Annotated in this window: 24 protein-coding genes; 12 read left to right on the forward strand and 12 right to left on the reverse strand. The window is 36.6% G+C overall.

Features of this window, described 5'->3' with window-relative positions:
• Positions 1–4: 4 nt before the first annotated feature.
• The 7 genes from egtB to ACXAGJ_RS14045 all read right to left on the reverse strand — a co-directional run bounded on the left by egtB (position 5) and on the right by ACXAGJ_RS14045 (position 6,874).
• Positions 5–1,171: an ergothioneine biosynthesis protein EgtB gene (gene egtB, locus ACXAGJ_RS14015; RefSeq protein ID WP_474840793.1), complete on the reverse strand. Its 1,167-nt coding sequence runs from the start codon at positions 1,169–1,171 to the stop codon at positions 5–7.
• Between the two features lie 100 nt (positions 1,172–1,271).
• Positions 1,272–1,697 (reverse strand): energy transducer TonB, encoded by a 426-nt coding sequence (locus ACXAGJ_RS14020; RefSeq protein WP_073315548.1) that lies wholly within the window; start codon positions 1,695–1,697, stop codon positions 1,272–1,274.
• A gap of 24 nt (positions 1,698–1,721) precedes the next feature.
• Positions 1,722–2,546 (reverse strand): thymidylate synthase, encoded by an 825-nt coding sequence (locus tag ACXAGJ_RS14025; RefSeq protein WP_474840794.1) that lies wholly within the window; start codon positions 2,544–2,546, stop codon positions 1,722–1,724.
• Between the two features lie 147 nt (positions 2,547–2,693).
• A complete protein-coding gene (locus ACXAGJ_RS14030) occupies positions 2,694–4,391 on the reverse strand; it encodes a nucleoside transporter C-terminal domain-containing protein (protein ID WP_474840795.1) in 1,698 nt (565 codons plus the stop codon).
• Positions 4,392–4,442: 51 nt separating this feature from the next.
• Positions 4,443–5,060, reverse strand: coding sequence for a bifunctional nuclease family protein (locus ACXAGJ_RS14035; RefSeq protein ID WP_474840796.1), 618 nt, complete (start codon positions 5,058–5,060; stop codon positions 4,443–4,445).
• Between the two features lie 87 nt (positions 5,061–5,147).
• Positions 5,148–6,116 (reverse strand): electron transfer flavoprotein subunit alpha/FixB family protein, encoded by a 969-nt coding sequence (locus ACXAGJ_RS14040; RefSeq protein WP_474840797.1) that lies wholly within the window; start codon positions 6,114–6,116, stop codon positions 5,148–5,150.
• Positions 6,117–6,127: 11 nt separating this feature from the next.
• Positions 6,128–6,874, reverse strand: a complete 747-nt coding sequence (locus tag ACXAGJ_RS14045) for an electron transfer flavoprotein subunit beta/FixA family protein (RefSeq protein ID WP_073315552.1) — start codon at positions 6,872–6,874, stop codon at positions 6,128–6,130.
• Between the two features lie 164 nt (positions 6,875–7,038).
• On the opposite strand from ACXAGJ_RS14045, the gene ACXAGJ_RS14050 reads away from it, so the two are divergent.
• The 5 genes from ACXAGJ_RS14050 to ACXAGJ_RS14070 all read left to right on the forward strand — a co-directional run bounded on the left by ACXAGJ_RS14050 (position 7,039) and on the right by ACXAGJ_RS14070 (position 14,789).
• The gene (locus tag ACXAGJ_RS14050; RefSeq protein WP_073315553.1) at positions 7,039–8,016 is read left to right on the forward strand and encodes a pyruvate dehydrogenase complex E1 component subunit beta; all 978 of its coding nucleotides are present in this window, start codon (positions 7,039–7,041) and stop codon (positions 8,014–8,016) included.
• 111 nt (positions 8,017–8,127) lie between these two features.
• Positions 8,128–10,623, forward strand: a complete 2,496-nt coding sequence (locus tag ACXAGJ_RS14055; RefSeq protein WP_474840798.1) for a DUF5686 and carboxypeptidase-like regulatory domain-containing protein — start codon at positions 8,128–8,130, stop codon at positions 10,621–10,623.
• Positions 10,624–10,793: 170 nt separating this feature from the next.
• Entirely contained in the window at positions 10,794–11,324 is a 531-nt protein-coding gene (locus tag ACXAGJ_RS14060) for an inorganic diphosphatase (protein WP_073315555.1), read from the forward strand.
• 111 nt (positions 11,325–11,435) lie between these two features.
• A complete protein-coding gene (locus tag ACXAGJ_RS14065; RefSeq protein ID WP_474840799.1) occupies positions 11,436–13,706 on the forward strand; it encodes a sodium-translocating pyrophosphatase in 2,271 nt (756 codons plus the stop codon).
• A gap of 81 nt (positions 13,707–13,787) precedes the next feature.
• Positions 13,788–14,789 (forward strand): App1 family protein, encoded by a 1,002-nt coding sequence (locus ACXAGJ_RS14070; protein WP_474840800.1) that lies wholly within the window; start codon positions 13,788–13,790, stop codon positions 14,787–14,789.
• Here ACXAGJ_RS14070 and ACXAGJ_RS14075 read toward each other — a convergent pair.
• A complete protein-coding gene (locus ACXAGJ_RS14075) occupies positions 14,786–15,553 on the reverse strand; it encodes a S24 family peptidase (RefSeq protein WP_473285467.1) in 768 nt (255 codons plus the stop codon). The two genes, ACXAGJ_RS14070 and ACXAGJ_RS14075, sit on opposite strands and share 4 nt — an antisense overlap.
• Positions 15,554–15,719: 166 nt before the next feature.
• Between ACXAGJ_RS14075 and ACXAGJ_RS14080 the strand changes: the two genes are divergently transcribed.
• The 4 genes from ACXAGJ_RS14080 (at position 15,720) to ACXAGJ_RS14095 (ending at position 18,650) form a co-directional block, all read left to right on the forward strand.
• Complete coding sequence (locus ACXAGJ_RS14080) at positions 15,720–16,100, forward strand: endonuclease domain-containing protein (RefSeq protein WP_474840801.1); 381 nt, start codon at positions 15,720–15,722, stop codon at positions 16,098–16,100.
• Complete coding sequence (locus ACXAGJ_RS14085) at positions 16,090–17,352, forward strand: putative DNA modification/repair radical SAM protein (protein ID WP_474840802.1); 1,263 nt, start codon at positions 16,090–16,092, stop codon at positions 17,350–17,352. The genes ACXAGJ_RS14080 and ACXAGJ_RS14085 overlap by 11 nt, the downstream gene beginning before the upstream one ends.
• A 15-nt stretch (positions 17,353–17,367) precedes the next feature.
• Positions 17,368–18,141 carry a TIGR03915 family putative DNA repair protein gene (locus ACXAGJ_RS14090; RefSeq protein WP_474840803.1) on the forward strand — a complete coding sequence of 258 codons (774 nt, stop codon included), beginning with the start codon at positions 17,368–17,370 and terminating at the stop codon, positions 18,139–18,141.
• Between the two features lie 164 nt (positions 18,142–18,305).
• Positions 18,306–18,650 (forward strand): hypothetical protein, encoded by a 345-nt coding sequence (locus tag ACXAGJ_RS14095; RefSeq protein WP_474840804.1) that lies wholly within the window; start codon positions 18,306–18,308, stop codon positions 18,648–18,650.
• A 57-nt stretch (positions 18,651–18,707) separates the two neighbouring features.
• Here the strand turns inward: ACXAGJ_RS14095 and ACXAGJ_RS14100 are convergent, their stop codons facing one another.
• Positions 18,708–19,277 carry a nitroreductase family protein gene (locus tag ACXAGJ_RS14100; RefSeq protein ID WP_474840805.1) on the reverse strand — a complete coding sequence of 190 codons (570 nt, stop codon included), beginning with the start codon at positions 19,275–19,277 and terminating at the stop codon, positions 18,708–18,710.
• A gap of 71 nt (positions 19,278–19,348) precedes the next feature.
• Between ACXAGJ_RS14100 and ACXAGJ_RS14105 the strand changes: the two genes are divergently transcribed.
• The gene (locus tag ACXAGJ_RS14105; protein ID WP_474840806.1) at positions 19,349–20,059 is read left to right on the forward strand and encodes a methyltransferase domain-containing protein; all 711 of its coding nucleotides are present in this window, start codon (positions 19,349–19,351) and stop codon (positions 20,057–20,059) included.
• Between the two features lie 2 nt (positions 20,060–20,061).
• Complete coding sequence (locus tag ACXAGJ_RS14110) at positions 20,062–20,484, forward strand: hypothetical protein (RefSeq protein ID WP_474840807.1); 423 nt, start codon at positions 20,062–20,064, stop codon at positions 20,482–20,484.
• Here the strand turns inward: ACXAGJ_RS14110 and ACXAGJ_RS14115 are convergent.
• Together ACXAGJ_RS14115 and ACXAGJ_RS14120 are read right to left on the reverse strand one after the other, a co-directional pair.
• A complete protein-coding gene (locus ACXAGJ_RS14115; RefSeq protein WP_474840808.1) occupies positions 20,474–21,601 on the reverse strand; it encodes a pentapeptide repeat-containing protein in 1,128 nt (375 codons plus the stop codon). The two genes, ACXAGJ_RS14110 and ACXAGJ_RS14115, sit on opposite strands and share 11 nt — an antisense overlap.
• A 130-nt stretch (positions 21,602–21,731) precedes the next feature.
• Positions 21,732–21,953: a hypothetical protein gene (locus ACXAGJ_RS14120; RefSeq protein WP_474840809.1), complete on the reverse strand. Its 222-nt coding sequence runs from the start codon at positions 21,951–21,953 to the stop codon at positions 21,732–21,734.
• 201 nt (positions 21,954–22,154) lie between these two features.
• On the opposite strand from ACXAGJ_RS14120, the gene ACXAGJ_RS14125 reads away from it, so the two are divergent.
• Positions 22,155–22,607 (forward strand): hypothetical protein, encoded by a 453-nt coding sequence (locus ACXAGJ_RS14125; RefSeq protein WP_474840810.1) that lies wholly within the window; start codon positions 22,155–22,157, stop codon positions 22,605–22,607.
• A gap of 243 nt (positions 22,608–22,850) precedes the next feature.
• Here ACXAGJ_RS14125 and ACXAGJ_RS14130 read toward each other — a convergent pair whose 3' ends face one another.
• Positions 22,851–25,070 (reverse strand): TonB-dependent receptor, encoded by a 2,220-nt coding sequence (locus ACXAGJ_RS14130; protein WP_474840811.1) that lies wholly within the window; start codon positions 25,068–25,070, stop codon positions 22,851–22,853.
• Between the last annotated feature and the right edge of the window lie 74 nt (positions 25,071–25,144).

Raw genomic sequence — 25,144 nt, forward strand, 5'->3', positions numbered from 1 at the left:
TAAATTATTTGCATTTCACTAATCTGAACCCAGTGAATTGCCATCTAAGATGAGGGTGAAAAAAATTACGATATGTGGGTCGGGTATGGTTTTGAGGGGTTGCTACAGATCCTCCACGTAATACTTTTTGATTAACCATAAATTTCCCATTATACTCCCCCAGGGCCCCAGGAGCTTTGGTATAATTAGGATATGGTAAATACGCACTTTCTGTCCATTCCCATCGGGTTCCCCAGTCAAAAGCTGACTGTGCTACTTCCCATTCAAATTCTGTAGGTAATCGTTCTCCTCGCCATTGCGTAAAAGCAAAAGCTTCATAATAAGAAATATGAGTAACTGGGGTGTCTGGATTAATATCAGAAAGACCCCGTAGTGTATATTGTTGGAATACACCGTCTATTTTATGCCAATACAAAGGAGACCCTACATTTTCATTCTGCAACCAATCCCAGGCCTCTGCATGCCACAACAAACTATTTTTATATCCACCATCTTTGATAAAATCGAGGTATTCTTTATTTGACACCAACGTGTTACAAATTTCAAATTCAGAAAGAAATACTTTATGTCTCCCTAATTCATTGTCATAGCAAAAATCTGTTCCTTGATGTCCTATTTCATAAACACCTTCTTCTATACCAATATACCTTGTCGGAACATCTGGAACGCGATGCTCTGTAAACGTATCATTATACTTGGGGAGTAAAGGGTTATTTCCTAGAATGTATTTGATATCGGTTAGTAGTAATTCCTGATGTTGCTTCTCATGATGAATCCCCACTTCTACCAATTCTTGTATATGTTCTTCATCATTTTCCTCGAGAAAAGCCTGTAAATGCGTTGTTACATGATCTCTATACTCATATATCTCACTAACTGTTGGTCGGGAAAGATTCCCTCGATTGGTTCGAACTACTCTTTTACCTACACTTTCGTAATAACTATTAAACACAAAAGCATACTCTGGATGAAACCTCTCGTATCCCGGTACATATTTGGACAAAATGAATTCTTCAAAAAACCATGTAGTATGTCCTAAATGCCATTTGGGTGGTGAAACATCAACAACAGGTTGCACCACATAATCTTCGGTTTGAAGGGGAGCACAAATTTCTTCGGTATCTGATCGGGTCTTTAAAAAGAGGGTAAGTAAACTATCTGTAAGAATCATAAAAAAAGTGTACACGACTTACGAGTACACTCAAATTTACAGATTTTTATAATTCTCTACTCTCAAACAAGGTTAATCCCTTGTTAAAATATATTGAAACTTACTCTGGTTTTACAAAGGTAATCGGCACTTCATAGGCAACTGCGATTGGCTTATTACCCCATTTTCCTGGCTCCATCTTTGGTATAGCACGTATGATACGAATAGCTTCTCTTTGTAAATATCTATGCGCTCCGTGTACATCTAACACCTCTACTTTTCCCTTTTTATTGATAATAAACTCCACCGTTACTGTTCCTGCAAGACCCTCATTTAAAGCAATTTCGGGATACTCGAAATTCTGGATAATATGAGTTCTAAGCTTACCATCAAAACATTGTACTGGCGTTTGTCTAGACCGTTCGCATTTGGGCCAGATGGGAGAAATACCCTTTTCGTTAGCATTCTGTTGGGAGAGGACTAACCCGTCCTGCCCAAAGGATATGCTTGTAAACAAAATACATAGTATAAGTAGTAGTTTTTTCATAATTTATAATTTTTAGTTTAGGGCTTAAACTGCTACCGCTCCTTTGATATGAGGGTGCGGATCGTAGTCTACAAGTTTGAAGTCATCAAAAACGAAGCCAAAAATATCTTTCACCTCCGGATTGATGATTATAGTTGGTAATTTTCTTGGTTCTCTTGAGAGTTGAAGCTCAAGTTGTTCCATGTGGTTATTATATATATGGGCGTCTCCAAATGTATGAATAAACTCTCCTGGTTCGTATCCACAAACCTGAGCCATCATCATTGTAAACAACGCATAAGATGCAATATTAAAAGGCACTCCTAAAAAGATATCTGCACTTCGCTGATAAAGCTGGCAAGACAATTTTCCGTCGGCTACATAAAATTGAAAAAAAGCATGACAAGGAGGAAGTGCTGCTTTGCCATTGGCCACATTATCAGAAAAAGATATACTAGTGTCTGGAAGCACGCTTGGGTTCCAGGCCGAAACTAACATTCTTCTACTATTCGGATTATTTTTTAAGGCCTCTACAACCTCTTTAATTTGATCAATTTCATCTCCATTCCAATTACGCCATTGGTATCCGTATACAGGTCCAAGATCACCATTCTCATCGGCCCACTCATTCCAGATACGCACACCGTTTTCCTGAAGATACTTTACATTCGTATCTCCTTTCAAAAACCATAATAATTCGTATATAATTGATTTAAGGTGTAGTTTTTTGGTAGTAACCATCGGAAACCCTTCACTGAGATCAAACCGCATCTGGTAACCAAAAACGCTTTTTGTCCCGGTTCCGGTTCTATCTCCCTTTTCATTTCCATTTTCAATCACATGACGTACAAGATCAAGGTACTGCTTCATATTCCTCCTACAGTTTGTGTTAGTTTTTTTGTTTGTTAGTTAAGTGTGTTTCAAATATACAAAAAATAGGATACCACGTATCCTTTAATACTTTGATTAAGGGTTAGTTGTACAATAGTTTTCAACAATAACGATATCGAAGAGCGTTTATCCGATAATCATACCCGCTATAGTAGCTGAAAGCAGAGAAGCTATAGTCCCTCCAAGAAGTGCTTTCATCCCAAATTCTGAAAGGGTTTTACGTTGCCCTGGAGCCAGGGAACCTATACCTCCAATCTGAATACCTATTGACGCAAAATTAGCAAATCCACAAAGCATGTAAGTAGCCATAATCACCGATTTATTGTAAGTGAGATGCAAAGGGTTTGCTGGATTTTTGAGATCCGCAAGTTGTATATATCCTACAAACTCACTAGCAGCTAATTTAATTCCTAACAACTGCCCCATAAGCATCATATCTTCTTTGGCAACTCCTATAATCCACATCAATGGCGCGAATACAGTACCTAGAATAGCTTCCAATGAAAATTTATCATAAGGGGTATACTCGGCAATAACAGCGTCTAGCGTAGTAATTTCTCCTATCCAACCCAAAATCCCATTAAACATGGCTATAAAAGCAATAAAAACCAATAACATTGCTCCTACATTTGCTGCAAGTTTCAACCCTTCGGTTGTACCATTAGCAATAGCATCAAGTATATTGGATCCGATTTTATCTGCGGAAACTTTCACATCAGTATCAATCGCTTCTTGTTGCGGATATAATAATTTAGATATCACTATAGCTCCGGGAGCTGCCATTACTGAGGCAGCAAGAAGATGCTTGGCAAACTCTAATCGCAACACCGGATCATCTCCTCCTAAAAAACCGATATATGCAGCAAGTACACCTCCGGCAACCGTAGCCATACCTCCCACCATTACCAATAAAATTTCTGATCGCGTCATTCTTTCCAAATACGCTTTGATCATTAAAGGAGCTTCTGTTTGACCAAGAAAAATATTACCTGCAACACTTAAACTTTCTGCTCCAGAAATCCCCATCAATTTGGTAAGTACCCAGGCCATCCCTTTTACTACCACCTGAATAATCCCTAAATAGAACAATACCGAAGTCAACGCAGAAAAGAATATAATCGTTGGTAATACCTGAAAAAGGAAAATAAAACCATAACTATCAACATCCATAAGTCCACCCAACAAAAATTCACTTCCTGCTCGGGTAAAATCAAGGATATTAACAAATATCTGTCCTACGAACTCGAAAGCAGCCTGTACAAATCCAATTTTTAAAACTCCGATTGCCAACAGCAATTGAGCACCTAATCCTATACCTACTGTTTTCCAGTTAATCGCCTTTCGGTTATTGCTAAACAAATACGCAATAATTAAAAGCACCAACATACCAATTACCCCTCGAATTAAACTGCTAACAGAAAATCCCTTACTCGGAACCAAACCATCGACTTTGGCAATTACTGGTTGTTCTTCTACTCTTTCACTCAGTAACGAATATGAAACTCCACCTTTGGTCAAAACCAAGGTCGAATCTGTAAGTGAAGTAATTCTATACTTTACTATAGAATCCTCTGCAGCTTCAGGAAATAATAAAAGAATATTATTTTGTTGAATGTAATCTCCATTCAACACATTGGATTTCTTATCGAAAGAATACGAAAAGCTGTTTTCATTAAACTGAATGTAATCCCCGTCTCCAGGAACAAAAATACCTTCAGAATCCCCATTAACTTTATCCAGATCCCACTTCTTTTCCAGGGACTGTGAGGATACTACTGTAAAAACAAAAAATGAACATAGAAAAGCAAGTAGTTCTCTTTTCATAAAAATAGAAGTCATAAAAAAACAATTAGATCCCTTTATCGTATTGATGAGTTACCCTCTTTTAGAAATTTCATCTCTAATTCTTGCTGCCAATTCGTAATCCTCATTAGCAACAGCTTGCTCCAACATGCGATTCAATTCTTCCAGAGAAAGATCTTTATAGCTAGTTTCTTTACCTACCATTTCTACATCTTCAGAAACTAACTCATCCACCAAGAGGCTTTCGGGATCATTTTCATCGTCTTTTTTAGGATTTACTTTCAAATAAATCCCTGCCTGATCCAAAATATTTTTATAGGTAAATATAGGTGCTTGAAAACGAAGTGCTAATGCAATAGCATCACTGGTTCTGGCATCAATAATCTCTTCTATTTTATCTCTTTCGCAGATGATACTAGAATAAAACACTCCATCTACCAATTTATGAATGATGACTTGTTTGACTATAATATCAAATCTATCTGCAAAATTTTTAAAAAGATCATGTGTAAGAGGACGAGGAGGTTTTATTTCCTTTTCCAAAGCAATTGCTATAGACTGTGCTTCGAAAGCGCCAATTACGATAGGTAATTTTCTTTCTCCATCCACCTCGCTCAAAATCAACGCATAGGCCCCATTCTGGGTTTGACTGTAAGATATTCCTTTTATATTCAGTCGAACTAAACTCATAGATACATTAATAAAAAAAAGGCTGTTTGAACAAACGGACTTTTACCTAAGTTCAAACAGCCCTTAATCGAGCACAATTTATGAAAATTATGCGTTATTCGACTTAAATTCCTTTAATTTTTCAATAAGTTTAGGCACCACTTCAAACGCATCTCCTACGATTCCGTAATCTGCAGCTTTGAAGAAAGGCGCTTCTGGATCATTATTAATAACCACTTTAACTTTACTTGCATTGATACCAGCAAGGTGCTGAATAGCACCTGAAACTCCGATAGCAATATATAAGTTAGACGCCACTGGTTTTCCTGTTTGTCCAACGTGTTCACTATGTGGTCTCCATCCCATATCACTTACTGGCTTAGAACATGCAGTTGCTGCTCCTAGTACATCGGCCAAATCTTCAATCATATTCCAATTTTCAGGACCTTTTAATCCACGACCACCAGAAACAACGATTTCTGCATCAGCAATAGATACTTTATCTGTAGCCTTATCTACTGCGGTTACATTTACTCCAAAGTCCGCATCAGACAATGAAGGCTCAAACGCCTCTGCTGCAGCTGCACCAGATGCTTCTTTAAGACCAAATGCATTGTTAGACAATCCAACTACTTTTACATCGGTATTAATTTCAGTGATATTGAATGCTTTATTAGTAAATGCGGTTCTTTTTACTGTAAAAGGCGCTGCACTTTCTGGCAATGCCACTACATTTGAAGCATATCCTGCATCCAAATTAACAGCTACCAAAGGAGCCAAAAACTTACTATCAGCTGTAGAACTAACTACCACTACTTTTGCACCTTCTTTTTCTGCAGCTTGTTTAATTGCATCTGCATATGCTTTTGCATTAAACTCAGTTAATTTATCGTCTTTTACCTCTAATACTTTGTCAACTCCATATGCTCCTAATTCGCTAGCATCTCCTCCGTTAATACTTACAGCAGTTACGGTACCACCTAACATATTCGCCACTTCTTTGGCATAAGACGCAACTTCAAAAGCTGCTTTTTTAAATTTTCCTCCTTCGCTTTCTGTATATACTAAAACTGACATATTTCTTTCTTTTAAATAGCTTTTGCTTCGTTATGTAATAAATCGATTAATTCCTGTACGTTGTCAGGAGAAACTAACTTAACGTCACCTTTTGGTGCAGGCTTCTCAAACTTTACAGCTTTTGTTTCCTGCCCTGCTTCTACAGGCTCTACAACAGTAAGAGGTTTTTTACGAGCCATCATGATACCTCTCATATTAGGAATTCTAAGGTCGCTTTCTTCTACTAATCCCTTTTGTCCTCCAACTACCAAAGGTAATTTTGTAGTAGAAGTTTCTTTACCTCCATCGATCTCACGAATTGCAGTAGCCGTATCTCCTTCGATTTCTAATCCAATACATGTATTTACAAAATTAGCTCCTGTTAAGGCCGCTACCATACCAGGTACCATTCCTCCATTGTAATCAATAGATTCTCTACCTGCTATCACCAAATCATAACCACCATCCTGGATAACCTTTGTCAATTGCTTTGCTACATAAAACCCATCGGTTGCTTCAGCATTTACTCTAATGGCGTTGTCCGCTCCAATTGCCAAAGCTTTGCGCAATGTTGGTTCAGTTTCAGGACCACCTACATTAACAACATCTACAGATGCTCCTTGTTTTTCTTTAAACCACATAGCGCGAGTAAGTCCAAATTCATCATTAGGGTTGATCACAAATTGCACCCCATTGGTATCAAATTTAGTATCACCATCCGTAAAATTAATTTTGGAAGTTGTGTCAGGCACATGGCTAATACATACTAATATCTTCATTTTATATAGGTATTTTTTGAGAATTTAATAATAAATGCGAAGGTACAAATAAAAAGTCGAATTTACTATGCATGCATAATAAATTTTTTAATTTTCAGGTCTTACTAAAGGGTATTAATTGCTACTTTTGCCTTTCGTGTAGCACAAAAATAACATATATATCTATGAAAACGATACAATTCAGAGAAGCAATTTGTGAAGCCATGAGTGAAGAGATGCGCAGAGACGAATCTATTTATTTGATGGGAGAAGAAGTAGCAGAATATAATGGAGCATACAAAGCAAGTAAAGGAATGCTTGACGAATTTGGACCAGACCGCGTTCTGGACACTCCAATCTCTGAATTAGGTTTTGCTGGTATCGGTGTAGGTAGTGCTATGAATGGTAATCGACCTATTATCGAGTTTATGACGTTTAACTTTTCGTTGGTAGGTATTGATCAGATTATCAATAATGCAGCAAAGATGCGCCAGATGAGTGGTGGTCAGTTCAATATCCCAATAGTGTTTAGAGGACCAACCGCTTCTGCAGGTCAATTGGGAGCTACCCACTCGCAAGCTTTTGAAAACTGGTTTGCAAACACTCCTGGTTTAAAGGTAGTGGTACCATCAAATCCTAAAGACGCTAAAGGTCTTTTGAAATCTGCGATTAGAGATAATGATCCTGTGATCTTTATGGAGAGTGAGCAAATGTATGGGGATAAAGGTGAAGTTCCTGAAGGAGAATACACCATCCCATTAGGAGTCGCAGAGCTTAAAAGAGAAGGAAATGATGTTACTATCGTTTCTTTTGGTAAAATTATCAAAGAAGCTTACAAAGCAGCAGACGAATTAGCAAAAGAGAATATCTCTTGTGAAATCATCGATTTAAGAACGGTTCGTCCTTTGGATTTGGACGCCATTTTTACGTCAGTCAAAAAAACAAATCGCTTAATTATTCTTGAAGAAGCATGGCCACTGGCAAATATTGCTTCTGAAATAACATACCAGGTGCAATCTAACATTTTTGATTACTTAGACGCACCTATTATCAAAATTAATACAGCAGACACGCCTACTCCATACTCTCCTGTATTATTAGAAGAATGGCTTCCTAACAGCAAAGATGTTGTTAAAGCTGTAAAAAAAGTGATGTATAAATAAAATAAAGCGCTTATTTTGCGTTCATCAATTTCAAGCTACCGTCAAAAAGTGGCCTGAAAATTGATGATGTGATCCACTAACTATCACAAGTATTAATTTTAATAACTTTGGATGAAACATTTGATTTTAGGAGGAATATTAACGCTATTTAGCTGTTCCTTTCTTCTTTCGCAAACTAAAGTTGGTGGTCAAGTATACGACAGTAATAAACAACCAATTCCTTTTGCCAATATTGTATTTGTAAACTCCACCGTGGGTACAATTACCGACGAGAACGGTAGGTTTTATATGGAATCTGATGATAATCACTCGAGCATCAAGATTTCGTTTATTGGTTTTGAAACAAAAACAATCAAGCTGACCAAAAAGGTGACCTATAATATGGAAATCACCCTGGCAGAAGAAGCCGCTGCTCTGGACGAGGTTGTTATTTATAAAGGAAAAACTTCTAAAAAGAACAACCCAGCTATCGATATCCTCAGAAAAATATGGAAAAATCGAAGAGGTAACGGGGTAAAAAAATTCAAGCAATATCAATATGACAAGTATGAAAAACTGGAATTTGACTTGAATACCATTGATAGTGCCCTCATCAACAGTCGTATTTTTAACGGCATGGAGTTTATATTCGATGATGTTGATACTTCAAGAATTACAGGAAAAACATATTTACCGATTTTCTTAAATGAAGCCATATCTCAGGTTTATGGTGATAACACTTCCAATGACTACAAAGAAGTTCTGAAAGGAAATAAAAATGCAGGTTTTAGTGATAACCAAACCCTAATCGCCTTTGTAAAAGACTTGTATTCGGATTATGATGTCTACGATAATTATTTAAAGTTTTTTGATAAAAGTTTTACCAGTCCGTTATCACGAACTGGAATCGATGTATACAACTATGTGCTTTCAGACAGCGCATATATAGACAATAAGTGGTGTTACAATATTGTATATTATCCTCGTCGTAAAAACGAACTTACTTTTCAAGGAGATTTTTGGGTAAACGATACTACTTGGGCCATTAAGGATATCAATCTCGAAGTTACCAAAAGTGCTAATATCAACTGGGTAAAAGATTTATATATCGAACAAGAGTTTGACGTACTTAACGATTCCATCTTTTTGATTACCAAAGATTATTTTCAATCTGATTTTGCATTTAGCAAAAAAGAAAAATCCAGAGGAGTATACGGAAAAAGAACTACCCTTTATGATAACTATAAATTTGATATCAAAAAGAATAAAAAATTCTATAAAACTCAAGTAGACCCTTACGATCAGGATATTTACAATCGAGAAGATTCTTTCTGGCAAAATGCTCGAATGGAAGAATTAAATAAAGATGAGAAAAAGGTTTATAAGCTGCTTGATACGTTAAGAACTGTAAAAGCTTTTAAACGTCTTTATAATATAGGTACCATACTGGCATCCGGCTACGTAGAATTTAATGGTTTTGATTTTGGACCTTTATTCTCCACAGTTGGATTTAATGCTATTGAAGGATGGAGAGTTCGTGCTGGTGGGCGTACTTATTTTACACCCAATGACCGATGGCGTATCGAAGGATATGGAGCTTACGGTTTTAGAGATAACAAATTTAAATATGGTGTTTCAGGAAAATACCTGGTAGATCGTAAATCCAGGTTAATTGTCTCTGCTGGGAATCGAAGAGATGTAGAACAGCTTGGAGCTAGCCTTACCAACACCAATGATGTAGAAGGACGAAGTTTGGCTTCTTCATCGATTGTAACTACGGGTGATAATACGAGACTGACCTCGATTAACCTTTCTGCATTTTCTATGCAAATAGAACCACGAAAGAATTTCACTTTTGGGGTTACAGGCTCGTTTAGGACTTTAAAACCTGCGGATCGTGCTTTATTTAGTCTTGATTTTATCGACGAAGACACTAACGAACTGCGCACAGAAATCAAACAGACCGAAATCTCTACGCAACTCGCATACACCCCAGGAAGAAAGACCACGGGTTATGGAGTAGATAGAATCACGGTAAACGATGGGGATTTTGCTACACTTTTTCTTAATTACAGCGTTGGAGTTAAAGGAATACTAGAGAGTGATTTTGATTATCAAAAAGTACAGTTTTTCTATAGACAACCTTGGAATATCGGTGGTTTTGGAGTTTTAAACAGCTCACTCGAGCTTGGAAAAACATATGGAGAAGTTCCCCTTGGACTATTGAGTGTAGTTCCGGGTAACCAAACTTATTTATCAATTTACAATACGTTCCCCCTACTCAACTTTTATGAGTTTGTTACGGACACCTATGCTTCTTTACACTTAGAACATAATTTTAATGGTAGAATATTCTCGAGAATCCCTTTACTTAGAAAATTAAACCTTAGAGAATTAGTGGGTATCAGAGGTGTTTGGGGAGAACTATCTGAAGAGAACCTATTATTAAGTGCTCCTTCCAACGAAATTTTGATTGCTCCAGATGATGAAGTCTATTGGGAATACAGTTTTGGTGTAGGAAATATTTTCAAGATCTTCAGAATTGATTTCCATTTTAGAGGGAACTATTTTGATAATCCAGACGCTAGAAAATTTGGAGTTACAGGATCATTCGGGTTTTACTTCTAATTCTTTTTTACTTTTTAATCGGATGTTTTTTTGAATTTTCTGACATTAGAAAACGTTATAGTTTATCTTAATATTAAAATTTTCGTATTTATTCAATATTTCTTGCGATAAATTTTAACTAACCCCTTGTAATACCTATCTTTGCCGCCCATTAAATGAAAACAAAAATTATGAGCGCAGCTACCAAAGAAAGCTTTGACGTACTGATTGAAATTCCAAAAGGGAGTCGTAATAAATATGAATATGATTTTGATATAAAAAAAATACGCTATGATCGTATGATATTTTCTTCAATGATGTATCCTGCGGATTATGGTTTTATTCCAGAAACAATGGCACTAGATGGAGACCCACTAGATGTTTTGGTTTTGGTTACAGAACCTACTTTTCCTGGTTGTGTAATGGAAGTAAAACCAATTGGTGTATTTCATATGACAGACGAAAAAGGACCTGACGAAAAAATCATCTGTGTACCAGTTGCCGATCCAATCGCAAATCGCCTGGCAGATTTAAAAGAAATGAACCCGCATTTGATCAGCGAAATCGAACATTTCTTCCAAGTATACAAGGATTTAGAAAAAAAGAAAGTTGATGTAGGTGGATGGGGTAATATCGATGAAGCCAGAGAAATCATCAAAGCTTGCGTAAAGCGCTTTGAAGATATCGAAAACAAACCAGAAGGATTGTTTAGTATTCATTAAGTTTTGATTAAAAAAATATAAAAAAGCTCAATATTTTCTAATTAATATTGAGCTTTTTGTATTTAGGGTATTTTTACTACTTTTAGCGACTAATTAACTTAAAATATATTTATGGAATCAAACATGATCTTCGTGCCAATCGCATTGGCTATTCTGGGGTTACTTTTTATGTTTATTAAAATGGCTTGGGTAAAAAAGCAGGCTCCCGGAAATGAAAAAATGCAGGGCATTTCAAAAAGTATCAAAGAAGGAGCTCTGGCTTTCCTGGCTGCAGAATATAGATTATTATTAATTTTCGTAGTTATTGCTTCAGCTGCACTTTTTGGTATTTCGATGATAGTACCTACTACAAGCTGGATGATTGTTCCGGCTTTTGTTTTTGGTGCTATTTTCTCTGCTCTTGCAGGAAACATCGGAATGAGAATCGCTACCGAAGCGAACGCTCGTACTGCCGAAGCAGCAAAAACTAGTCTCCCGCAAGCATTGAAAGTATCTTTTGGAGGCGGAACGGTTATGGGATTAGGAGTAGCAGGACTGGCAGTTCTAGGATTAAGTTTGTTTTTCCTTTTCTTCACTTCGCAATTCATGGACAATGAAGGATCTTTCTATACCAACATGACTATCGTTCTTGAAGCATTAGCTGGATTCTCCTTGGGAGCAGAATCTATTGCGCTATTTGCAAGAGTTGGAGGTGGAATTTATACTAAAGCTGCCGATGTAGGTGCTGATCTTGTTGGTAAAGTCGAAGCAGGGATTCCTGAAGATGACCCTAGAAACCCAGCTACTATTGCAGATAATGTAGGTGATAATGTAGGTGATGTAGCAGGAATGGGTGCCGACCTATTTGGTTCCTATGTTGCTACGGTACTGGCGGCAATGGTTCTTGGTAATTATGTAATTCGGGATATGTCGGCTACTACTCAGTTCACAGATAACTTTGGAAATATGGGACCTATCCTATTACCAGTGGTTATTGCAGGAGTTGGTATTCTAGCTTCGATCATCGGAACGTTTTTGGTTGGAGTTAAAAATAACGATGCCAAAGAGGCTCAAGTTCAAAAAGCACTAGATTTAGGTAATTGGGTGGCCATTGTACTTACCGTTGTAGCTAGTTATTTCCTAATTCAATACATGCTTCCGTCTACCATGCAAATGAATTTCTTTGGAGAAGGAATGAAAGAAGTATCATCCATGAATGTGTTCTATTCAACACTTATTGGTCTTGCAGTTGGGGCATTGATTTCGATAGTGACTGCATACTATACAAGTTTAGGTAAAAAACCAGTTCTTGATATCGTACAAAATAGTTCAACAGGTGCTGCAACAAATATTATTGCAGGTCTTGCCGTTGGAATGAAATCTACATTCTTATCCGTTATTTTATTTGCAGCTGCCATCTTTGGATCTTATGCGCTTGCTGGATTCTACGGTGTGGCGTTGGCTGCTTCTGCAATGATGGCTACTACGGCTATGCAGTTGGCCATTGATGCATTTGGACCTATTGCAGATAACGCAGGAGGCGTAGCAGAAATGAGTGAATTAGAAGATCATGTACGTGAGCGTACCGATATTTTAGATTCAGTGGGTAATACAACAGCAGCCGTTGGTAAAGGTTTTGCAATTGCCTCTGCAGCATTGACAGCTTTAGCCTTATTTGCAGCGTATGTAACGTTTACGGGAATTGACGGAATTAATATCTTCAAAGCAGACGTTTTGGCGATGCTATTTGTTGGAGGAATGATTCCTGTAGTATTCTCTGCTTTAGCCATGAAATCAGTAGGTAAGGCTGCTATGGAAATGGTACAAGAGGTTCGTAGACAGTTTAAAGAAATTCCTGGGATCATGGAAGGGACAGGTACCCCAGAATATGCAAAATGTGTAGATATATCTACCAAAGCAGCATTAAGAGAAATGATTCTCCCTGGTTTAATCACCATCATTACTCCAATCATTATCGGACTTTTATTTGGAGCTGAGCCTCTTGGTGGATATATGGCTGGTGTTTGTGTATCTGGTGTAATGTGGGCGATTTTCCAAAACAATGCTGGAGGTGCTTGGGACAATGCAAAAAAATCTTTTGAAGCTGGAGTAGAAATCGATGGTGAAATGACTTACAAAGGATCTGATGCGCACAAAGCTGCGGTAACAGGAGATACTGTTGGGGATCCATTTAAAGATACTTCTGGACCATCAATGAACATTTTAATCAAATTAACATGTTTGGTAGGACTGGTAATAGCTCCTATACTAGGTGGACATACTGAAGAAGAAACAGCAGTAGCAAAAGAAACTATTGAAGTTATAGAATCTGTACCAGAAAAGAGTACAGACAATGATGCAAAAGAGATTCAAATCACTTCGATTGCATCTCCTTCAAAATAAAAAATCTTAAAATTATAACGTACAACCTCGCTCTTTTTGGCGGGGTTGTTTATTTTTATACTAAAATCTATCGTTTTCTAGATGTTTAAGAAAAAAGCTTTACGGATTAATACTTATCTTGGGTATGGCACGAACACTCTATTCCGTGCCACCGGAAGAGCTCTAGAAGACGAGAATATAGATTTTAGCACGAATCAACGGATTTCAAAAACCTTGCGAAACATTTATCGTCAATTTGAAAGCGATGAAGTCAGAAACGTATCCATAATTATTACACTACCTGATGGTAGCGTCTTTGAGACAAAAACAGATCATGAAGGATATTACAATTTTACAATAAACACCTCTTCTTGTAAAGATCATCTAGATCAAAACGGTTGGTTTCCCTACAAGGTATCTTACAAAGGTGATGAAATCAGAAAGGAAATTATTGATAATAATGAATTCTCGAGTCAAATGCTTATCCCTTCGACCAAAGCAGAATTTGGCATTATCAGCGATATTGACGACACTATTATCCATACTGGAGTAGCTTCCTTTTTTAAATGGAGAGTCATTGCTAATACCATCTTCAAAAATTTTGATAAAAGACAAGCGATAGAAGGAACAGTAAAGTTCTACAATAAGCTACAAGAAGGCACCAATACCTCTCCAGAGAATCCGTTTTTCTATGTAAGTAACAGTCCTTGGAATTTGTATGATTACTTAAGTGCATTTTTCAAAAAAAACAATTTTCCAAAAGGCCCTATCCTACTTCGAGATTTTAGAACTCCTTTTGATAAGACACCAAAACCAAAAATTCCGCATAAAAAATCAGAAATTCTAAATCTACTGCAAACTTATCCAAAAATGAAATTCGTTTTGATAGGTGATTGTGGGGAAAAGGACGCCTATATCTATCGAAAAATGGCAGAAGATTTTCCTGGTAGAATTCTGGCAATTTATTTGCGAAGTGTAAATCACAGAAGAAAAGAAAAGCGCATTCAAAAAATGATGAGCACTTTTACATCCTGCCCTGTTTTGTTGGTTCGAACCTCTGATGAGGCTCTTGACCATGCCAAAAAAATTGGTCTAATCCATTAATTTTTTAAGCTTCTTACTTCCGAAGTTAATACCTGCATAGCTTCTTGTAGTTGTTTAATGCTAGCATTATCAGAATTGGCATCTACATTAAAACTCAACTTGCTATTTACTTCCCACAGCTCTACGATCTGATGTGCCTGAATGGTATAGGGTAAATATTCTGGATTCAAAGAAACCAAAGTAATGGTCGAAGCATCCTCATTCTTTCGAATCTTTTTTACAACAACACTATCTTCCAGAACAATCACACATATCACATTACTTCCTATTTCTGAAAGATTGTTGATTGCCTTTCCTATCACCCATTCTTTTGGTTCCAAAACAGGCATCATACTATCTCCCTCTACCTGAAAACCTCTGTATGTAGCATTTCTATACTCTGGTAAAGGAATATCAAAAGCCGGCAATTGTTGATACCAGTCTAAATCCTGAACATTATGCGGATATCCTGCTGCTGCTTTTACATTAACGAGCACGATATTTTCATTGTTCTGTGGATCTACAGTAACCACTTTTGGAGACACGTCCCCATGCTCTAGTGCTATTTTCTTTTGATTACTTTCCCCAAATAACCACAACGGATTGATGCTAAATTCCTGTAGCAATTTGGCAACTACTTTACCAGAAATTTTTGTTTTGCCTCTTTCGATATCTGCCGTGGAGTTTTTGATATCCAAGACTTTGGCAAAATCTGATTGGGTATAATGATTCTCTTCGCGAATTTGTTTAAATCGCTTAACGGTTTGGTCAGTCATTTTATCCATAAAATCAGGATTTTAATTTTTATCTCATAAATACACCTAGGAGTTTGGGATAACTAGTAACAAATATACGAGATTTTGGAATAATTCCAATTTTAACATAAATAAATTTTAAATTATATGGAATTTTTCCATAAATTTGGAAAAATTACTACTAAACATACCAACCATGTCAACACAGACCATCGCTTTACATCAAAAAGTCCCTGAAAAAATCATTAAGCATTCACTGAACAACAAACTTGAAGTAATTCATAGTTTAGAAAAAAAATTGAATGAAAAGGGATATCACTTTTTACAATCCCAAACCATAGGGAGATATCATTTCGACTTTTTCTGTCCTAAGCTTCGTATTGCCATAGAGATAGATGGCTATGCTCATGAGTTTACAGATGTTTACAATCTAGACGCACCAAAAAAGTTATTTATTTCTTCCTTAGGAATTACCGTATTACGTTTTACTGATCACCAGGTATTGGTAGATATGGATGAGATCTTACGAACAATCAGGCAACAAATAAAATCTTCGAACACGCCTTATGTCGTTTGATCGCATAAAAGAAAAACTTTCCATTCTGGCAGACGCAGCAAAATATGATGTTTCGTGCGCTAGTAGTGGTGGCAAAAGAGCGAACACCAACAAAGGCTTAGGAAACAATACGGGCATGGGTATTTGCCATAGCTATACCGAAGATGGTCGCTGTGTATCGCTATTAAAAATATTAATGACCAATCATTGTATCTATGACTGCGCATATTGTGTAACTCGAAGAAGTAATGACATTAAAAGAGCGGCTTTCAAAATCCAGGAAGTAGTAGATCTTACTATTAATTTTTACCGACGCAATTATATAGAAGGGTTATTTTTAAGTTCTGGGATTTTCAAAAATGCCGACTATACCATGGAACGCCTCATTCGAGTTGCTAAAAAACTACGATTAGAAGAAAATTTCAATGGATACATTCACCTCAAATCCATTCCAGGAACCAGTGATGAGCTAATGCGCGAAGCTGGTTTGTATGCCGATAGATTGAGCGTTAACATTGAAATCCCCACTATTTCTGGATTAAAATTGCTAGCTCCGGAAAAGAAACATGAAGATTTTATCAAACCTATGAATAAGGTAAGTACTGAAATTACCAAATACCAATCTGAACGAAAAATCATTAGAAGCACACCCAGATACGCTCCAGCCGGACAAAGTACCCAAATGATCATAGGAGCCACCGGAGAAAGTGATTGGGACATTATTAGATCTGCTGCGTATTACTACAAAAAATTTAACATGCGCCGCGTATATTATTCTGGTTACGTACCTGTTTTGTCCGACGCTAGACTACCTTCTTTAGGTTCTCAGGTGCCCATACTTCGCGAAAACAGATTATACCAAACTGATTGGTTACTGCGGTTCTATGGATTTTCTGTACAAGAGATCGTTAACTCCCAACATCAAAATCTAGATTTAGATATCGATCCCAAATTAAGCTGGGCTCTGAGAAATCTTGAGCACTTCCCTATTGATATCAACACCGCCGATAAACGGATGTTGGCAAGAGTACCAGGAATTGGGATGACTTCGGTTTCAAAAATTATTCAGGCAAGAAAGTTTAGACGACTTAATTGGTCACACCTCAAAGCTATTGGTATTGCACTTAATCGGGCACAATACTTTATCGTTTGTGATTCAAAAGACTTCTACACCAAAGAATACTCGTCTGAAACTTTAAAACAAAAAATACTAAAAAATAGCAGTACAAAGTATAAGAAGTACTTTGATGGGCAACTAAGTCTATTTTCCTAAAAAAGATCGGCGCTTATGAATCCAACTACAAATTTACAATACGACGGAAGTTTTGATGGGTTCTTAAGTTGTGTATTTGCTGTTTACGAACAAAAAATTTCAGCTCCCGTTATTCAAAAAGAATTTCAAAATACTGCTGATTTTTTTGCCACCACCGAAACCATATTTACCAACGAACAAAGAGCAAAAAGAGTATGGAAAGCATTTTGCAAAAAAACAACCTCTAAAGAGCAAAAAGATGTTTTCAAGGTTTTCCTAAGTGAAATTAAAGGCGTAGAGAACACCATACTAAGATATATGCAATACACCTTTAAAAATGATCCCTCTAAAGACATCGATTTCAGTAATAAAGATATTCTCAAAATTAGCCAAGTAGCGCGGATGGTTGATCGGGAAAAACACAGGATGGAGGCTTTTGTAAGATTTCAATTGACTACCGATCAAATCTATGTTTCAACGGTAGAACCTGACTTTAATGTGTTGCCATTGATCATCAACCATTTCCAAGATCGATACGCAGATCAAAAGTGGTTAATTTTTGATATGAAACGCAAGTATGGAATCTTTTATGATTTAATTTCGGTCGACACTGTCACTTTTGAGCATGAAGAAGAGCATATTCTCAAAAAAATATCAGACAACTACGATGATAAAGAAAGTGAATTCCAACAGTTATGGGATACTTATTATAAAAATGTAAATATCAAATCCAGAAAAAACACCAAACTTCATCTTCAACACTTACCCAAAAGGTATTGGAAATACTTAACTGAAAAAAAACCTCAATAACCTTCTTTTCGGCTCTATTTACCTCAGTTTACCTGTGAAAACACCTCAAAAAACAGGCAGTTTTAATCATAAAGTGTGGATTTTTTCCCCACCAATATTTTCAAAAAAACGAAATAAAACACTATGTTTGACGTTAAGTAACCAATTAACTATATCTATTTATTATGAAAAATTTTTTTCTAGGAGCTTTGGCTCTAATGTTCGCTGTATCGGTAACATCTTGTAGAGAAACTGCTAATAAAGCAGAAGAAGCTGCAACTGAAGCTGCAGCTGAGGCTACTGAAGCTGCTGAGGCCGCAACTGAGGCTGCTGGTGAAGCTGTTGAAGCTGCAAAAGATGCTGCTGATGAAGCTGTGGATGCTGCAAAAGATGCTGCTGGTGAAGCTGTAGACGCTGCAAAAGATGCTGCTGGTGAGGCAGTAGATGCTGCAAAAGATGCTGCAACTGACGCTGTAAAAGAAGGTACCGAAAAAGCATCAGATGCTGTAAAGGATGCCTTAAAACAGTAATTACTTTTATAAGATTAAAAAGAAAGCCATCTCGATTGAGATGGCTTTTTTATTTTCTCAATCCAACCATTGGATTTTGTTTGCTATAGGCTCTCTTTTGGATTCTAAAGGTTCTTGTTTGTCATAATTGCCAACATAAAACAACCCTAGACAACGTTCCCCTTCTTCAAAGTCAAAAAACTCTCCCATATAATCAATCAACTTTGGGCTACTCCAATAACATCCCACATCATGAGCCGCACAGGTAAGCCACATATTTTGTACTGCCATCGCCGTTGAAGCTACCTCTTCCCACTCTGGAACTCTTTCTTTCAAATCTCTTTGCATACATATCGCTATAATTACATTGGCAGATTTGCAATTATTGATAATTTTTTTGTGCTTAAAAGGTGAAAAATCAATATCCGGGGTAATATCGGTGTAGGTATCCGACAAAAATTTACCTAATCGATCTTTGGCCTCTCCCCTCAACACTTTAAACCGCCAAGGCTCTGTTAATCGATGTGTAGGAGCCCAGTTCGCATTTTCTAAAAGTTCATTGACTAACTTGTCTGAAACTGGAATATTATTATATTGCGCAGGAAAAACGGACCTCCTGTTTTTGATAAGTTCACTAATATCCTTCATACAATTTTGTTTTCTGTAAAGTTACCACTATTATTTAGACCAATTCTAAAATACTAAGTTAAATACCTATTGTGAATCCAAAAGTTAGACTAAACATTCCTGAACAATTAGATAACCTATCCCTTTCCGGTAAAGTCCTTGAAGACACCTTATCTAGCTTAGGAACTATCAATTCAATTTTTGGAAATCATCGGCAGCTAACCCGATCCGTATTGAAGCATTGTAGAAACAAGAAGTATAAGGGAAATATTCATATAGTGGATTTGGGATGCGGCGGCGGAGACAGTCTGCGTTATCTTTCCAAACAACTACAGCAAAAGAATATTAACGCATCATATACTGGAATTGATGGGAACCCTAAAAGTATTGAGTTTGCTAAAAAAAATACCCCTCACCAAAATTCAATACAATTTTTGGTTGCTGACATCCTCTCTCCTACATTTGAAATTCCAGAATGTGATATCTTAATTAGCAGTCATTTTATATATCATTTTGACAATCAAAAACTTGCAGATTTTTTAAAAAAAATCCAGTCAAAAAACGTAAAACATATTATTTTTAGCGAGTTGTATCGAAGTCCTACAGCTTATTTTCTCTTTAAAATTGCTAGCCGTCTTCTCCCCATTTCAGAAATGGCAAAAAAAGATGGTTTAGTAGCTATTCAAAGAGCATTTACCATAAAAGAACTTGAAATGATCATTCGACAAGGAAACGTACAAAAGTATACCGTACAGAAAAAACCTTTTTTCAGAATGATCGCAACCTTTGATCTACCCTCATAAACATGAAACAATTTTTAGCAACTCAATTACAAACTCTGAAAAGCACCCCTAAAACACTTTTACTCACTTATATCGTGATCTATTTCGGTTGGGGATTAGGCATGAATCAGTTTGGTGCAGAAATGGAAATTGCCCGATTTTCGTATTGGTGGCAAGTCATTACTTGTTATATTTTATATATGGTCCCTATTTCTATACTGCTAAAAGAATACAGTTTTTTTAATCAATATGCATACGGATTGGTTGCCATGGGTATTTTGGAGTTTTTAGGATATTGGCTACAAACCTCTTATGTCTATCCAAACAACATATTGGATCAACTGTTTAACCCACAAAACTTCAGTTTGGGAATGGCATTATTTTTTGCATTGTATTTCCCCGCGGGTAATTGGCTGGTAGCCAAAGTACACCGACTTATTTTTTAGGAACAAGAACAAATTGTTGTTTCCCTTGTTTTTTTACTCGGTATCTGCTAGCGATATCGCCAGCACCTTCTACATCCCAGGTATCATCGATATAATCAATCCAATCCTGACGATCTACAATGGCATTATCCAAAATGGCATCAGTTAGCTTGGCTTTATCAAATTTAGCCCCCCACAATGTAGCTTCAGAAAGATCTGCTCCTGTAAGGTCTGCTCCGTACAAATTGGCATGGGTAAGATCAGCACTTAAGAGTTCCGCTCTTTTAAGGTTTGCCTGATGTAGTTTTGACCTTTTTAGATTCGCATCCGAAAGATTGATTTTACTCATCTCTGCTTCCCTAAGTTCTGCTCTTTCGAGATTAGAAGCAGGCATTTGTGCTTCTGAAAAATTAGCATAGTTTAATCGTGCATATTTCAGATTAGAACCAGAACCTAAGTTTACTTTTTTAAGATAGGTATAATCAAAATCTGCAGAGTTTAGGATATCCTGAGAGGATTCTGCCCCCAAGTCACTTTTTAAAATACTAAACAGTAATTGACCTCTTTCTGGACTAACCGGTGTTTTGATCAGTTCGCCATCTTCAATAAATTGATAAGGCTTCATGGCCATACAAAGGCCAATAATGCGAGCTTCTAGAGTTTTGCTAATATTACGCCCCCCAGATCCCTTATATTTTAACTCCTCATTCAGATCAGCCAATACGTCTCCCATTACAAAAACCAAAGAAGATCTTCTATCTGCCTCTACCAAATTATTTTGGCTGGTAATCAATGTATTCTGATTGACCAACAGTTTGGTTTGAAAAATTAAAACCGCTGCGGGAATCACCCCTACCATAAACGCAAATAATCCTATACGAGTAACCCTCCAGATCACACTAGAAGAAACATCAGAAACCGTATCTACAGATACCGTTTTATACTCTTTATATTCATTTATTGCATTACTAATGCTCTTCTTGAGACGTTTCCCAAAAAGCGGAGTACTTGATTTTTTGAGCAACCATAGCCTAAATCTTTTCTTCTTTTGCTTTCCTTGATTAATCTTATCAAGTTTGTCCTGAAGAATCTTGTTCTCGGTTTTTAGCCTTTCGATATATTCTTGTTCGTTGTTCACTTGTCTAGGGGATTTGGATTTTAAACGCTTAAGATATAAAAGATATTATGACATAAAAAAAGAAAGCCCAATTTATCAATGACAAAAAAGGCTTTCTTCAAAACATAAAGGCATCCAACAAATACTGAGCTTAATTTAAGTACGTTGCGATATCACTAGCGATATCTTCGACCAGTGAGGATTTCTCTTCTTCATCAATCTGATTCACAATTTTGATTAGTAGATGCACATATCCTTTTACATATTCCCTCTTAAGCTCATCGCTCACGTACTCTTTACCCTCAACCACAATGAACGTAATCAAGTTTCGTATGATTAATCTTATTTCGGCAATGCTCAAATCCTCTTTCATTCTATTGACTTTTAGAACTTTCCGATGGAAAATGTGGTTAAGAGGTATTAAAGTACTTTTGGAAACCATAAAAAAAGAAAATGAAGCGCAATTAAACCGCGATTTTCGATAAAAAACACATTTCATCGTTTTTTGAGGAATTGACATTTACCCTTCTTATTTATTACTTTTGTAATAGATCCAACCAAATACAAAGCTTCTATGAAAAATGTATTTTTTTATAGCATACTCATCTTATTGACTTTTATTTCCTGTGGTAAAAACGAAAAAGGAACTACCTCAACTCCCTCGTCTGCAGAAGAGGAAGCAGGTATAGTCATCAAAGACACCTTATTTTATCTGTATGAAACCACCGCTCAATCTTCGGATCAACAAGAAGTAAACTTAAATGTCATCTATCGATTTATCGTAAAAGGCACTGTTGAAGAAACTATTGAAGAAAAAACGATCGAAGATCTTAATGCCACTGAGATCAAACCCGCAGTAAGTGCATATCTAAGAAAACTGATCAAAAAATATCCTAAAGCCGATTTAAGAACACTAAAAGATCAGGTTGAGTTGTCTAAAATCAATAAAAATTTGAGCAATAAACATCCGGTAGAAATCATAAGTCTCAAACCCACCGTAAAGTTTAAAGAACTCATCGTTAAATAGATAACTTATATCTATAGTATTAAGATAGTATATACAACCAAAAAGCCCTGAGAAAACCTCAGGGCATATAAGGACTTTGAATACGGAATATCTTTGGCTAATCCCAATAATCAAAATTTCCCTTATTGCAAATTAACAAAAAGCACGCGTCAAAAGCAAAAAGTGCTTAAAAATACCCCGCTTTTGTTGTAAAATTGACAATTTTATAAAAAACAGGATCAAATTTCCCAGTATCTCCTATTCTCAAAAATTATATTCTAATGTTGCCTTAAAAAAGAATGGTGTCCCTGGAGTAAAATGAATTTCTTCGAAAGATTGAGCTTCATTTTGTAAACGGGATTCAGTAGCAAATTGAGTTTCATTCCATTCAACATCAAATAAGTTTTGTATTTGAATTCCTAAACTGAGTTTATCCCAACGATACCCTGCACTTAGATCAGTAACGGTGTAACCTTCTGCCACAATAGAGTTGTCCTCATTTGCCGGGCGATCATTGATATGTCTTACATTAATATTGCTAAACAATCCAGATTTGTGAATAATACTAAGTCCACTAGACAAGGTAAAGTCTGGTGCCAGTGGGATATAATCTTGACCTGAAGGCTCTTCGATGGATCGAGCATATGTATAATTGGTATCCAAATTCCAAAATAACCAAGGTAAAATCTGGTATCGATAGCTAAGCTCTATTCCCTGGCGTTCAGTTTCTCCACTAGGTTCTACAATACCTGCATCTCCTACATAAACAAACTCTTGTTCTAAGTACAAATACCAGTATGCAACATTCAACAGCATTTTTGAAGTAGGTTTCCAAACAAATCCTACATCGGTACCCAACGCAGATGGCAATATTGTTTCTCCTTGCTGGGCAACCACCACTCGTGTATCATTAGAGTGAAATCCTTTTCCGGCCTTTGCGTAAAGTTGTAACCGCTTTGATGGATTGTAAAATACATTTAGTCTCGGGCTTACAATTGCCTTGGTCTCTTCTTGAGTTTGGTAGGCATCTAACAACCTGTCGTTATACTTAAAATCAAAATAATCAACCCGCACAGAAGGATTAAACGTCCACTTATCCAAATTAATGTTTGCCCCCAGATAGCCTGCAACATTCGTTTCATTGATATCTCCAAACTGGATTTGCTCCAGGGTTTCTGTTCGATTTAAGGTGCGTGATAATTCATTGTCCTTGCTCTGATCATTTCTTAAGCTAATTCCTGCTTGCCATGTTCCTTCTAATTTATCTGTAGAAAATGTTCTTTGGTATTCACTATTCAACCCAAAAATGTTTCTATCTTCCTTTTGTCTGATCTGGTCTCCGTTTACAGGATCTTCTAAGAAAAACGTAAAATTGGAATACAATTCAAAGTCATAAGCACTCCAATACACATTACTTTTCAGGGTAGATTTCTCATCCAAAATCTTATCGTAATTCATAGAAAAATTGGTACGAGATGTATTTCCTCCTTCTGTGTCATCAATGGCTCCAAATCGAGAAATTAAGCCACTGTCAACTGCTCGTTGCGGAATTTGCCCGGATGCATCCCACTCGCTTGTAAAGTGAGAGATGGTAAAGCCCAATTTATCATATTCGCTAACAAAACCTGTGTACTTTCCAAAAACATTAATTCTATCAAAGTTTTGCGGACTATCGAAAAAACCGTCTGTAGATAGATATTCTGAAGCTACATAGGCATTGTGTTTTGCAGTATTCAATACATTAAACATTCCTAAAAGACGATAGGTATCAAATTGCCCTCCTTCTAATTTGATGGTACTATTACCTAAGGTTTCTTTGGTTTTAAAATCTACATATCCAGCAGTAGTAAAATTTCCTTTGTCCTCATAATATGGTCCTTTTCCAAAATCCACATTTTCGATAATCTCAGGAATTACAAAATGCAAGTCGGCATATCCCTGCCCATGAGCATGAGACACCATATTTACCGGTAGCCCATCAACGGTAAGATTAATATCTGTCCCGTGATCAATATCAAAACCACGTAAAAAGATTTGTTCTGCTTTACCTCCACCTGCATGTTGTCCAATGAATAAACCAGGAACTTTTCGTAAGATATCCTGGGAAGAGTTAACCGGAGTTATTTGCACATCAATATCACTAATTAGTTGAAGAGAATTTACCTCTGGAGTGATCACCACCTCGTCCAAATTAATAGCTGCAGGGTATAACACAATCTCCAAAGGAATACTAGGATCTTCTATAACCACCTCTTCGCCTTGGTATCCCACACAAGAAAAGATTAAGGTATCTCCTATGGATACATTTTTTAAGCTAAAACTACCATGTACATTGGGATGTGTATGTTTGTCTGTGGCTTTGTTTAATATATAAGCTTCTTTAAGAGGTTGTTGGTTTTGATTTACCACCTTTCCCGTTAGAATTTGAGCCTGAATCGAGTGATTAAGGAATAAAAGTAAAATGGATGAAAAGAGTAATTTCATTTATAATCTCATTTAAGGTTTGTTTATTAAATTTGGGGCCAAATGTAGAGAATCCTTTAATGCGACGATATCGC

It is taken from the genome of Aquimarina sp. AWH4_224 (genome assembly GCF_056160245.1).

Excerpts from the sequence above, each read along its gene's own strand:
- egtB (WP_474840793.1), bottom strand. The coding sequence starts at position 1,171 with ATGATTCTTACAGATAGTTTACTTACCCTCTTTTTAAAGACCCGATCA.
- ACXAGJ_RS14020 (WP_073315548.1), bottom strand. The coding sequence starts at position 1,697 with ATGAAAAAACTACTACTTATACTATGTATTTTGTTTACAAGCATATCC.
- ACXAGJ_RS14025 (WP_474840794.1), bottom strand. The coding sequence starts at position 2,546 with ATGAAGCAGTACCTTGATCTTGTACGTCATGTGATTGAAAATGGAAAT.
- ACXAGJ_RS14030 (WP_474840795.1), bottom strand. The coding sequence starts at position 4,391 with ATGAAAAGAGAACTACTTGCTTTTCTATGTTCATTTTTTGTTTTTACA.
- ACXAGJ_RS14035 (WP_474840796.1), bottom strand. The coding sequence starts at position 5,060 with ATGAGTTTAGTTCGACTGAATATAAAAGGAATATCTTACAGTCAAACC.
- ACXAGJ_RS14040 (WP_474840797.1), bottom strand. The coding sequence starts at position 6,116 with ATGTCAGTTTTAGTATATACAGAAAGCGAAGGAGGAAAATTTAAAAAA.
- ACXAGJ_RS14045 (WP_073315552.1), bottom strand. The coding sequence starts at position 6,874 with ATGAAGATATTAGTATGTATTAGCCATGTGCCTGACACAACTTCCAAA.
- ACXAGJ_RS14050 (WP_073315553.1), top strand. The coding sequence starts at position 7,039 with ATGAAAACGATACAATTCAGAGAAGCAATTTGTGAAGCCATGAGTGAA.
- ACXAGJ_RS14055 (WP_474840798.1), top strand. The coding sequence starts at position 8,128 with ATGAAACATTTGATTTTAGGAGGAATATTAACGCTATTTAGCTGTTCC.
- ACXAGJ_RS14060 (WP_073315555.1), top strand. The coding sequence starts at position 10,794 with ATGAGCGCAGCTACCAAAGAAAGCTTTGACGTACTGATTGAAATTCCA.
- ACXAGJ_RS14065 (WP_474840799.1), top strand. The coding sequence starts at position 11,436 with ATGGAATCAAACATGATCTTCGTGCCAATCGCATTGGCTATTCTGGGG.
- ACXAGJ_RS14070 (WP_474840800.1), top strand. The coding sequence starts at position 13,788 with ATGTTTAAGAAAAAAGCTTTACGGATTAATACTTATCTTGGGTATGGC.
- ACXAGJ_RS14075 (WP_473285467.1), bottom strand. The coding sequence starts at position 15,553 with ATGGATAAAATGACTGACCAAACCGTTAAGCGATTTAAACAAATTCGC.
- ACXAGJ_RS14080 (WP_474840801.1), top strand. The coding sequence starts at position 15,720 with ATGTCAACACAGACCATCGCTTTACATCAAAAAGTCCCTGAAAAAATC.
- ACXAGJ_RS14085 (WP_474840802.1), top strand. The coding sequence starts at position 16,090 with ATGTCGTTTGATCGCATAAAAGAAAAACTTTCCATTCTGGCAGACGCA.
- ACXAGJ_RS14090 (WP_474840803.1), top strand. The coding sequence starts at position 17,368 with ATGAATCCAACTACAAATTTACAATACGACGGAAGTTTTGATGGGTTC.
- ACXAGJ_RS14095 (WP_474840804.1), top strand. The coding sequence starts at position 18,306 with ATGAAAAATTTTTTTCTAGGAGCTTTGGCTCTAATGTTCGCTGTATCG.
- ACXAGJ_RS14100 (WP_474840805.1), bottom strand. The coding sequence starts at position 19,277 with ATGAAGGATATTAGTGAACTTATCAAAAACAGGAGGTCCGTTTTTCCT.
- ACXAGJ_RS14110 (WP_474840807.1), top strand. The coding sequence starts at position 20,062 with ATGAAACAATTTTTAGCAACTCAATTACAAACTCTGAAAAGCACCCCT.
- ACXAGJ_RS14120 (WP_474840809.1), bottom strand. The coding sequence starts at position 21,953 with ATGAAAGAGGATTTGAGCATTGCCGAAATAAGATTAATCATACGAAAC.
- ACXAGJ_RS14125 (WP_474840810.1), top strand. The coding sequence starts at position 22,155 with ATGAAAAATGTATTTTTTTATAGCATACTCATCTTATTGACTTTTATT.
- ACXAGJ_RS14130 (WP_474840811.1), bottom strand. The coding sequence starts at position 25,070 with ATGAAATTACTCTTTTCATCCATTTTACTTTTATTCCTTAATCACTCG.